The 12,290-nt window shown below is 39.0% G+C and carries 8 protein-coding genes; 2 read left to right on the top strand and 6 right to left on the bottom strand.

The window, feature by feature from the left end:
• Positions 1–217 precede the first annotated feature (217 nt).
• Entirely contained in the window at positions 218–1,198 is a 981-nt protein-coding gene (locus FHR28_RS00645) for an IS110 family transposase (protein WP_166781741.1), read from the bottom strand.
• A gap of 611 nt (positions 1,199–1,809) precedes the next feature.
• On the opposite strand from FHR28_RS00645, the gene FHR28_RS00640 reads away from it, so the two are divergent.
• Positions 1,810–2,436: a riboflavin synthase subunit alpha gene (locus tag FHR28_RS00640; RefSeq protein ID WP_166781740.1), complete on the top strand. Its 627-nt coding sequence runs from the start codon at positions 1,810–1,812 to the stop codon at positions 2,434–2,436.
• A gap of 42 nt (positions 2,437–2,478) precedes the next feature.
• Here FHR28_RS00640 and FHR28_RS00635 read toward each other — a convergent pair whose 3' ends face one another.
• Together FHR28_RS00635 and FHR28_RS00630 are read right to left on the bottom strand one after the other, a co-directional pair.
• Positions 2,479–3,369 (bottom strand): metal-dependent hydrolase, encoded by an 891-nt coding sequence (locus tag FHR28_RS00635; protein WP_056517463.1) that lies wholly within the window; start codon positions 3,367–3,369, stop codon positions 2,479–2,481.
• A gap of 573 nt (positions 3,370–3,942) precedes the next feature.
• Positions 3,943–4,296: a winged helix-turn-helix transcriptional regulator gene (locus FHR28_RS00630; RefSeq protein ID WP_166781739.1), complete on the bottom strand. Its 354-nt coding sequence runs from the start codon at positions 4,294–4,296 to the stop codon at positions 3,943–3,945.
• A gap of 90 nt (positions 4,297–4,386) precedes the next feature.
• Between FHR28_RS00630 and FHR28_RS00625 the strand changes: the two genes are divergently transcribed.
• On the top strand, positions 4,387–4,935 hold the full coding sequence (locus FHR28_RS00625) for an NAD(P)H-dependent oxidoreductase (RefSeq protein WP_056517469.1): 549 nt from the start codon (positions 4,387–4,389) through the stop codon (positions 4,933–4,935).
• Positions 4,936–5,010: 75 nt separating this feature from the next.
• Here the strand turns inward: FHR28_RS00625 and FHR28_RS00620 are convergent, their stop codons facing one another.
• From FHR28_RS00620 to FHR28_RS00610, 3 genes are all read right to left on the bottom strand, one after another.
• Entirely contained in the window at positions 5,011–6,432 is a 1,422-nt protein-coding gene (locus FHR28_RS00620) for an FAD-dependent oxidoreductase (protein ID WP_004725441.1), read from the bottom strand.
• A 90-nt stretch (positions 6,433–6,522) separates the two neighbouring features.
• Complete coding sequence (gene gltB, locus FHR28_RS00615; RefSeq protein ID WP_171527286.1) at positions 6,523–10,998, bottom strand: glutamate synthase large subunit; 4,476 nt, start codon at positions 10,996–10,998, stop codon at positions 6,523–6,525.
• A 425-nt stretch (positions 10,999–11,423) separates the two neighbouring features.
• Positions 11,424–12,287, bottom strand: a complete 864-nt coding sequence (locus tag FHR28_RS00610; protein ID WP_166781737.1) for a hypothetical protein — start codon at positions 12,285–12,287, stop codon at positions 11,424–11,426.
• Between the last annotated feature and the right edge of the window lie 3 nt (positions 12,288–12,290).

Below are 12,290 nucleotides of genomic sequence, written 5' to 3'. Positions count from 1 at the left end.
AGTCAACCTGTTAAAAAACGCATACACAAGAATATAATTTCTCTTGATTAATATTTCTAATTAAATCAATTGTATGGAAAAATAAATTGTTTGATTATAAAAAAGTTTGCAATGCCACACCTTACATTCAAAGTTTAAATACCATTGCGTAGGCGATGCCTCACTTTTCAGAGATGAAAAGATACCGTCTTAACTGTCAAGCAAATTATTTCAGGATTCATGCCTTATAATTTGCCTGATAAGGTTGTTGGTTTTTAAGAACACCATAGCAAAGATGAATTAACTTTCGCATAGCAGCAGCAATCGCTACCATTTTAGTTTTCCCTTTCGCTAAGAGCCGTTCGCTCAACTCTTTAATGTGAGGATTGTACCGAGTTGCAACAATGGCAGCCATATATAAACCCGATCGAATTTTAGGTGAACCGGCTTTAGATAAGCGACTTTTTCCAAGCACAGAACTACCAGATTGTCTATGAATGGGAACTAAACCCACAAATGCAGCAGCTTGGCTTGCTTTTTCAAAAGAATGAGCACGAAAAAAAGCAAGCATTAATAAACTGGTCCGCTCAGCAATTGCTGGAATGCTTTCAAGAAGTTTTTGATCACGTTTAAGCTCATGGTCTTGATCAATATGATTTTGAATTTGTGTATCTAGATTCTGAATTTGCCTAGTTAATGATTTAATATTGGTCTTAATAGACTTTAAAATTGGTACAACTATTAGAGTGGAGTTTGCTTTTTCCAAACGATTTTGTTCACGTTTTAAGTCGTTCGCAAGACTTGACCTTCTATCTAATAAAGCATTGAGCAATCGGATATTATCAGGAGTGGGTTGCCATAAATGTAAATCTACAGTCATTGCAAATCGCGCCAATACTTCACTATCGATTTTGTCAGTTTTATTAAGCTTAGAGATACTTTGAGCAAAATATCGAGTACGGGCTGGGTTAGCCACACAAACTTGAAATTTTAAATCAAATAAAAATTGAGCTAACATTTCATGATAGACGGATGTTGCTTCCATTAAGGCTCTAGTTTCTTCAGCAACAAGACCAAAACGATTTAACCATGATAACAATTGATGAAATCCTTTATTACTATTGGAAAAGCATTTAGTTTTTATTTTTCCACTAGAGTCATCAAGAAATAAACAACAATCGAATTTAGCTTTAGAAACATCAATGCCAAGATAAAACATAGCTTCACCTAATTATTGATTGAATTAATATTAAAAAACCACAGTCTTTTCTTGTGAATGCAGCATCAAAGTGCTTAGTTACCGTCCAGATTTATGTCAGTGGTTAGGTGTAAATTGTAGGTTTAATCTTTTCAGGAAACTCGAAGTTTTGATGACAAACCAAACTCTACAATTTACGTGTAGTGATAGCTAATCACTACAAAGAACAAGATACAAGATGACAAAAATCTTCTGTTTGGCGAGGGATACGTCCTGTACCCCCGCCCAACGGCGACATCCATGTCGCCACACGGTAGGACAACCATCTAAGATTCAAAAATACAAAAAACGAATTGATAACGAATAGTTTCTAAAGGTTCATGAGAAATATAAATTTATTTATAATCAATAACTCGTATAATAATTTAGGTGATTTGACTATATAATCAATGATTTAGAATTTTCTCTATAAAATAAGCCTGTGCAATTCTTACTGCTATATTCATTCTCTTTTAAAAAGTCATCTAAGTATGATGTTAGGCTCTTCTATACAACATAAATCTAAAATTCAGCCCTAGTCCTCTTCAATGAAATCTGTACAATAAAAATCAGCTAAATAAAAGAGATCAGCGATGTATACAGGTATCGTTCAAGGCTTAGAAAAAGTTGTAAACATCCAACAAGGTGATAATTTTACAACCCTTTATATTTCCAATGAAAATGGCTTTTTAAATGATGTTTTTATTGGCGCCAGTGTCGCAATCGATGGGACATGCCTAACCGCAACAAGTTTTGATACTATTGCAAATATAGCCTCATTTGATGTTTCAGCACTAACCACGTCTCTCACCACATTACAATTTTTAAAAATTGGTGATGAAGTCAATATTGAAAGATCCATCAAAGCTGGCATGGAAAACGGTGGGCACAATATTTTTGGGCATATCGAGGGTATGGCAACCATTAAAGATGTGGTTCATACTGGTGAAACGCTACACATTGATATCGTTATTCCAGATGACAATATCAAATACTTCTTTAAAAAAGGCTTTATTGGACTGCAAGGTTGCAGCCTGACGGTCAATCGCGTGGATCGGAAAACCAATGAAATTTCAGTGGATTTAATCCCCGAAACCTTACGTTTGACGACATTTAAACATGTCCAAATTGGTGGCAAACTCAATTATGAAATTGACCAAATGACCCGCACTATGGTCGATACTTTAGAAAGTATCCATCAACGTCAGCAAGAAGACTAAAAGCCAATTTTCTAAATTGGCCCTTTGATCTAAAAGATTGTCTTAACTATATAACGGCAGGTGCACTTCATCTTGGAAACTTTCCATTCCATAATCATCTGCCAGCTTTTCTTTCCAGTACGCCACAATCTTCGAATAATCAATTTCATCAGGATGAAAGTCAGATTTGTAATAAGATAAATATTCAGGAATCAATGAAATCAACATTTTAGAAATCATATATACCCCGAAGATATTTTGCGGCACTTTAGGTAAACTTTTTCTCCAGTCTTGCATAAACAAACGGGTAGCCGAATAAAACGTTAAACTTGCAAAACCCGTAGTCACATTACGCATCACTGTACGACGAGTACGATCATCTTTATAAATCGCCTGATATACATCAAATGCCACTGCACGATGCTCAATTTCTTCGATTGCATGCCATACCCAAAGTTTAACCGCATCATCATCCAGAGTGCTTAAAACTTCAGGATGACGAAGAATATAGCCACCCAATAATGCAGTAAAATGCTCAAAAGCTGCGGTAACAGCAAGTTGTAATTTTGGATGTACACTTTTAATCAGTGCATCTCGACGTGCTAACCATGCTTGAAAACTGTCTAAGTTATAATCATCACGGCGCCATGCATCATTAAATTCAGTATGGGCTTTGGAGTGCATGGCCTCTTGACCAATAAATGCTGCAATTTGCGCTTGCAATTTTTCATCCGTGATTTTGTCACGTACATTACGCACACTATGTACAAAGAACTGCTCACCAATCGGAAATGTTGAAGAAAGCGCAGTCAATAAATGTGACATCACAGGAGAATTCGCAAAAAAATGTCTGCGAATTGCTTTTGGGTTAAAGCTTGGTTTACGGACTTTAATACCAATAGCTTTAGGACGATTTAAATATGATTTTTCTGCCGTCGCTTGAACTGTTGACATAAGGATAATCCTACATTTGTCTGAATTTAAGCTATATTGGCACAATCTCAATATTTGTATATTGCAGAATCATCCACACAGTTGACCTAAAATATCATTTTCAAAAAAACACATGGCTTAATTAAAAATCTAAAAAAATTAAAAACATAATCTATTGATATAATTAAACTTATTAAAAATAAATATATTTCTTATATTCACAAAAAAGTGCTTTATCGTTTACACAAAGCCTAAAATCGAGATTTATAAGCATGCTTTTATTGACTTAAATGACATTTTTCAATCAGGTTGAGTTGTGTTTTCATTTTTAAAACAATCACATAGGATCCATTCAAAATTAGAACTCAATTTATAAATATTTATGCTTGCAACGTCATATAAACATTCAACAAAAAAGCATGTGTTTTATAGAACCCAAACAAATATGATTCGTCTAGGAACTTTTTTCTATTAAAAAAACAAATTGTTGCTTTAGTGTGATTGGCAAATTTTATTGCTAAATTGCACTTTTCGTCGCTTTTCCATAGCCGATTTAACCATTAAAACTACTTATTTCAATGCCTCCACTTTGAATCAGTTTTGCTCTGAAAAGCCATGTGCCCAAGCAGATAAAGCGTCCAGTACAGGAATAAATGTTTGACCAAATGCAGTTAATTCATACACCACTTTGACTGGAGGCTTGTCACCAAATACGGTTCTGGAAATAAAACCATTCTTTTCCAGTTGCTTGAGTTGCAAACTTAAGGTCATTTCTGTGATATCTGGCATATCACGCTTAAGTTGATTAAAGCGTTTTGACCCCTCCTTTAGATAATAAAGAATCACTGTTTTCCATTTCCCACCGATTAAATCCATCACCATACTAATCGGACAATGATAAGTCTTATCGTGAAAAGTCACTTCACAGGTGTTTTGCTCAGTATTCATTTTTCTGCCAGCTATCAAAATGGATAGTTATTGTACATAAAAACTATAATATTTATATTCACTATAATTTTTATAGTGGGAAAAACCAAGATGGCATTACTGATTTTAGCGCATCCCAGTTTTACTGAATCTGTCGCAAATAAAACCATTGTCGATGAATTATCAAGAACTCAAACTGATTTAGAAATTCGCCATATTCATGATTTATATCCAGATTATCAAGTCGATATTGCTGCAGAACAAAGTGCACTATTAAGACATGAGCTGATCATTTTACAATGTCCTATGTACTGGTTCAGTATACCTGCCATTTTAAAAATTTGGTTTGATCAGGTATTTACATATCAATTCGCCTATGGTTCCAAAGGAGACAAGCTTAAAAATAAAAAGCTTTTGCTGAGTATGACCATTGGCCAACCTGAGCAGAATTTTAGTACAGAACAACAGCATTCATTATTGGAGGACTTTTTATCTCCAATTCAAAAATCAGCACTTTATACCGGAATGGAATATTTAAAACCCGTGTTCTTATATGATATTTCAACTGTTTTAGGACATACACATACTGAAATCAGAACTCGGGCAAAACAACATAGCTTAAAGCTAAGTCATTATCTGCAAACGATTGACTCAGATTAATTTTTTGATTTTTTTTGCATTAAAAAGCCCGCATGACTGCGGGCTCTTAAATAGATGTTATTTAATGTCTAAAAATTAAACATCAAGATAATCCAAAATTCCTTCAGCAGCTTCACGACCTTCCCAGATTGCAGTCACCACCAAATCAGAACCACGTACCATATCTCCGCCCGCAAAGATTTTTGGATTAGAGGTCTGGAATTTAAATTGTTGTTTTTCAGCTGCAATGACTCGGCCAGAACCATCTAACCCAATATTTGCACCTGCAAACCATTCTGCTGGGCTGGTACGGAAACCAAAAGCCAGTAATACCGCATCTGCGGGTAAAACTTCTTCAGAGCCTGGAATCGGTTCAGGACTCCGACGACCACGGCTATCAGGGTCACCCAGCTGGGTAGTCACAACTTTTACACCCGTCACTTTACCGTTTTCACCAACGATTTCGATTGGCTGACGGTTGAACTGAAAGTCCACCCCTTCTTCACGGGCATTTTTCACTTCACGACGTGAACCTGGCATATTTTCTTCATCACGACGGTAAGCACAAGTTACCGACTCTGCGCCCTGACGGATTGAAGTACGGTTACAGTCCATTGCAGTATCACCACCGCCTAAAACGATGACTTTTTTGCCCTGAACACTAATGTATTCAGATGGATCTTTTTCCCAACCTTGTGTACGGTTAACATTTGCAATCAAGAAATCCAGTGCATCATAGACACCATCAAAATCTTCACCTGCAAAGCCGCCTTTCATATAGGTATAGGTTCCCATACCCATGAATACAGCATCATAGTCTGCAAGCAATTGATCGATAGTGATATCTGTACCAATTTCAGTATTTAAGCGGAATTCAACACCCATGCCTGTGAAAATTTCACGGCGGCGTTTCATCACATCTTTTTCCATTTTGAATTCTGGAATACCAAATGTAAGCAATCCACCAATTTCAGGACGCTTGTCAAATACAACAGGTTTTACCCCGTTACGAACTAAAATATCTGCACAACCTAAACCTGCAGGACCTGCACCAATAATCGCAACTTTTTTGTTGGTCCATTTTACCGATGACATATCTGGACGCCAGCCCAAAGCAAAGGCGGTATCGTTGATATATTTTTCTGCATTACCAATGGTCACAGCACCAAAACCATCATTCAGGGTACAAGCACCCTCACATAAACGATCTTGTGGACATACCCGACCACATACTTCAGGCAAAGTGTTGGTTTGATGGCAAAGCTCAGCTGCTTGGAAAATACGTCCTTCTGCAATCAATTTTAACCAGTTTGGAATATAGTTATGTACGGGACATTTCCATTCACAATACGGGTTACCACAGCCTAAACAACGGTGGGTTTGGTTTGCTGCAACTTCCGCTGTAAAAGGTTTATAAATTTCCACAAACTCTGCTTTGCGGACATTAATATCTTTTTTCTCTGGATCTTGGCGTGCTACATCCAGAAATTGAAAGTCATTATTCAGGCGTTCAGCCATGTCTCTCTCCGTGGGTGAGCGTGGATAACTTCATTCGCTTGTGTATATCTGCGAAGTTATCCACACCTACCTAAAATTTGAGTAGTGGAATTATTGTGGATCTGCTTGAGTTGTTTTCAAAAGCGTTTGTAAATTAGCCGCTTTTGGTTTCACCAGCCAGAATTTACGGCTATAGAAATCAAACTCGTTGCGAATCTTGTACGCCCAAGCACTACCTGTTTCAGCAATGTGTTCATCTAAGATACGAAGTAAGAATTCTTGATGCTCTTCCATCGCTTCTGTAGAAATACGGTTTAATTCAATCAATTCGTGGTTGTAGTAATCAACAAAGTCGTTATCTAAGTCAAGTACATAAGCAAAACCACCCGTCATACCTGCACCAAAGTTGTGTCCAACTTTACCCAGTACAGTCACGATACCGCCTGTCATATATTCACAGCAATGGTCGCCTGCACCTTCAATGACCGCAAACGCGCCAGAGTTACGTACAGCAAAACGCTCGCCCGCTGTACCCGCAGCAAATAATTTACCGCCTGTCGCACCGTACAAACAGGTATTGCCGATAATTGCCGTTTCTTGAGTTTGGAATGGTGAACCTTTTGGTGGGAAGATCGATACTCGACCACCTGCCATACCTTTGCCCACATAGTCGTTTGCATCACCTTCAAGGCTGATATGCAAACCACCCGCATTCCAAACACCCAATGACTGACCCGCAGTTCCTTTTAAATTCACTTTAACAGGATGTGCTTCCATACTGAGGTTGCCATAACGTTTGGCAATTTCACCTGAAAGACGCGCACCAATTGAACGGTCACAGTTGCCCACAGTAAAATGGAACTCACCACCGGTACTTGCTTCAATCGCAGGCAACATTTCTGCCACCATTTTCTCAGCAAGAATACCTTTATCAAATGGTTCATTGCCTTGTACTTGGCAATATTGCGCTTTGCCTTCCGCAGATGGGTGTGACTCTAACAATGCACTTAAATCTAAATGCGCATGTTTATCCGTTTCACCTGGCAACATCTCAAGTAGATCAGTACGACCGATCAAATCTTTCAATGATGCAACACCTAAAGCAGCCAACCATTCACGTGTTTCTTCCGCAATAAAGTGGAAGAAATTAATCAGCATTTCTGGCTCGCCAATATAATGCTCTTGACGTAAATGATCTTGCTGAGTTGCCACACCTGTTGCACAGTTATTTAAGTGACAAATACGCAGGTATTTACATCCAAGCGCGATCATTGGGGTAGAACCAAAACCAAAGCTCTCCGCACCTAAAATCGCAGCTTTAACCACATCTAAACCTGTTTTCAAACCACCATCAGTTTGTACACGTACTTTACCACGCAGGTCATTGACACGAAGTGCTTGATGCGCTTCTGAAAGACCCAATTCCCATGGTGAACCCGCATGATGAATAGAGGATAAAGGTGAAGCCGCTGTACCACCGTCATATCCAGAAATGGTAATGAAATCTGCATAGGCTTTTGCAACACCTGCTGCAATTGTTCCCACCCCTGGCTCTGATACTAACTTCACAGACACCATGGCTTGTGGATTGACTTGCTTCAAGTCAAAGATCAGCTGTGATAAATCTTCAATAGAATAAATATCATGGTGTGGTGGTGGTGAAATCAAAGTCACACCTGGAACCGAATAACGTAAACGCGCAATTAAGCCATTCACTTTACCGCCCGGTAACTGACCGCCTTCACCAGGTTTTGCACCTTGCGCTACTTTGATCTGTAACACTTCAGCAGATGTTAAATATGCAGGTGTTACACCAAAACGACCTGAAGCAATTTGCTTAATTTTAGAGTTACGGATGGTGCCATAACGTGCAGGATCTTCACCGCCCTCACCCGAGTTTGAACGACCACCGATCGTATTCATTGCGATCGCAATGGCTTCATGTGCCTCCGGTGACAATGCACCTAAAGACATACCTGCAGAGTCAAAACGTGGCAGGATTTCTTCAACTGATTCAACAGCTTCTAATGGAATAGAATGATCAGTTTTGAGTTTTAATAAGTCACGAATCGTCGCAATTGGACGGGTGTTCACTAACTCTGCGTATTCTTTAAAGTCAGCATAATTGCCTGAACGCACCGATTTATGCAACGCATTGATCACATCAGGATTAAATGCGTGGTATTCCTTATCAAAGACAAACTTGAGCAAACCACCTTGTTCAATTGGCTTACGTGCTTTCCAAGCAATATCTGCTAGTTTTTTTAAGTCATTTTCAAGATCAATGAATGTTGCACCTTTAATACGGCTTGGCACACCTGTAAAGCACTTACTGACAACTTCTTCAGATAAGCCGACTGCTTCAAATAACTGTCCACCACGATAAGATGCGACTGTTGAAATCCCCATTTTTGAGAGGACTTTGAGTAAACCTTTATCAATACCTTTGCGGAAATTCGCTTGAGCATGAATTGGATCACCCAATAATTCACCTTTTGCAATCAAATCATTGATCACATCATAAGCCAAATAAGGGTAAATCGCAGTTGCACCAAAACCTAAGATCACGGCAAACTGATGTGCATCACGTGCAAGTGCAGTTTCAACAATGATGTTTGCATCGGTACGTAAACCAGCATTAATCAAGAAGTGATGAATTGCACCCGTCACCATTGCAGCATTTGCCGGTAAAAAGCCTTCACGGATTTTACGATCTGAAATAACCAATAAGGTTTTACCATCACGAATCGCTTGTGCAGCTTCTTCACAAATACGTGAAATCGCGGCTTCAAGACCTTCAGCTACAGGATAATTCAAATCGATATCTGCAATTTCGTAACCTTTACGACCAAGGGTACGAATCTGATGCATTTTAGAATTTGACAGTACAGGGCTCGATACAATTAAACGATCTGCATGCTCTGGACCTTGTTCAAATACATTTTGCTCACGACCAAAGCAGGTTTCCAATGACATAACGATTGATTCACGTAATGGGTCAATCGGTGGATTGGTCACTTGCGCAAATTGTTGACGGAAATAATCTGTCACATGACGTACTTGACGAGACAATACCGCCATTGGTGTATCATCACCCATTGAACCGACAGCTTCCTGTCCGCTTTCAGCGATTGGACGAAGCAGTTGATCACGCTCTTCAAATGTCACCATAAACATTTTTTGCGCCGCTTTAAGGTCATCACCTTTTAAGCCTTGATCACATAAATACTCTTCAAGCTCTGGACTACCTTGTAAGCGAACTGAGTTTTCACGTAACCATTCACGGTAAGGACGCATTTTTTTCAGATGATTGCTCACATCTTTAGTATCGAGCAATTTTCCAGTCAATGTATCAATCACAAGAATTTGACCAGGACCTACACGGCCTTTAGAGATCACATCTTCAGGTTCATAACCCCACACACCAATTTCTGATGCCAGAGTGATATAACCATTTTTAGTGATCACCCAACGTGCCGGACGTAAGCCATTACGGTCTAACATACAAATTGCATGACGACCATCTTGGATCACCAGACCCGCAGGACCGTCCCAAGCTTCCATATGCTTAGAGTTGAATTCATAAAATGCACGTAAATCAGCATCTAATGTTTCAACGTTTTGCCACGCTGGTGGAACAAGCATGCGTAATGCACGGAATAAATCCATCCCGCCACCCACAAGCAACTCAAGCATATTGTCCATACTTGATGAGTCTGAGCCTGTACGGTTTACAATTGGACTCAGTTCAGTAATGCCTGGCAATAATGGGTTTTCAAATTTTGGTGTACGTGCCACTGCCCAGTTACGGTTTGCAGTAATGGTGTTAATTTCACCATTATGTGCCAAATAACGGAACGGCTGTGCCAATGGCCAACGGGGTAAAGTATTGGTTGAGAAACGTTGATGGAATACAACAATGTGTGAGTCCAAACGTTCATCAGCAAGGTCTGTATAGAATTCTGCAATATATGCAGGCATCATTAAGCCTTTATAGGTGATCACTGTAGAACACAGTGTAGTCACATAAAAATAGGGATCAGCTGTTAATTGTTGTTCTGCACGACGACGTGCCATAAGTAACTTACGGTTAAATTCAACCTCAGTCACACCCATTGGGCAATTGACAAAAATTTGTTCAAATGCAGGTAAAGACTGCATTGCGATTGAACCCAAGGCATCATTATTGGTTGGAACGATACGCCAACCAATGACTCGGCAGCCTTCTTCTTCAATTTCATGGGTTAGAATTTGCTTTGCATGGGCCGCAAGTGCTGGATCTAAATTTAAAAATATCGTCCCGACCGCAAAAATTTCACTCAGTGTAATGTCACTGATCTTTTTTGCTTCTTCACGGAAGAATGCTTTAGGCATAGCCAAGAGCAAGCCACAACCATCACCGGTCTTACCATCTGCGGCAATACCACCACGGTGCGTCATACAGCTTAGACTATGAATCGCGGTCTTGACTAAATCATGACTCGCATCACCCTGCATATGGGCAATCAAGCCGAAACCACAGTTATCTTTAAACTCATCCGGTTGGTATAAACCTTGAGCGGGAGCTACAGTGTTAGGCGATGGCATGTGCATAGCGTACCCTTCTTTCTACATAGGCCCATGAAAGGGCGAAAAACATTCGAACACTCAATTACGATTTTTAAGTATTTTCTTAGCCCAAGTAAACCACTTAGTCAGAATCGAATACCAGTCTGTTTTTACTTTAATTGCAAGATTGTTTTACAACTTCCGCACTGAAATAAAGCACTCAACCAGACTTAAATCGCACACCAACTGAATCATTTCGCTCCAAAATAGGGACAATCAACTCAATTAGCGCAACAATAAAGCAAAAAATATGCCAAATTTTATTTTTGTTCACCAAATCACTAAAAGATAGTGAAATAAAGATATTCTTTAAAATTCTAAGCGTCTTATAAAGGCATTTATAGCACCATTTTTGTGCAAATATAAAATTAAATAATTAATTCTGCTTCATTTTAGAGCTAATTTTAATTGAATGGATCACTGACTTCATGCTCAGCTGGCTTTTTATCAGCAGTAGCACCGGTTTCTTTATTGTTGCTTGAAGGCTGTGCACGAGATTGCGACTTTTGTACATCTACCACATTGCCAGATGCATCACGACGCGTAATTGTAGTTTTTGTGGTCTGATTTGCAGGAGTTGAACCCGTTAAAGATGACAATGCTGATTTTGCTTGAGCCAATAGCGTTTCATCAACTACAGGTAAAGGTGCAGATTTTAATTTCACTTGATAGAGTTTATTTGCACTTGCCATTTCATCTGAGCCCAGATCATTAACTAAAGCACTATATTTTTCAAACTGGATCGCTTGTGGATGGATAGATGCAGGCAGTTTTAAATTTAATTGTTGTAACTGGCTCTTGGCCTGATCATCACTTTTAAATAGACCATAGGCTAAAACATATTGCTCTGCTTGATCTTCACCACTTAAACGGAAATAAATAAAATTTTTACGATCCGCTTGTTTCTGTAAAAATCCCAAGATGACATCTTCATCCGAGGTCTTAAATAACTCTATCGACCAAGCTTTCTTATTTTCTTGAAAAAACTTTGTACCACGAAATTCTGCATCATGGCTACCCGCAGTCACAATACGTGTGGTCATTTCAAGTGGACGTACTTCATCCATCAAAGCACCTAAATGCGATGTTGCGGCAACTTTTTCAGGTTGAATTTGAACTTGGGACTCTTCAATCGGATTGACCACAGTGACCAAATCTTTGGTGTCGGTCACTGCCCAAAAAACCAGTGCGACCAAAAGACAGATTAATCCACCAACCAACCAAATATATTGTCGAATATTTTGCCAATTTGTACGAACTGCTGCCATTTG

Origin of the sequence: Acinetobacter sp. BIGb0196 (assembly GCF_011759595.1) — a bacterium.
GTDB lineage: Bacteria > Pseudomonadota > Gammaproteobacteria > Pseudomonadales > Moraxellaceae > Acinetobacter > Acinetobacter guillouiae.
This window is presented reverse-complemented; position numbering and strand designations above follow the sequence as displayed.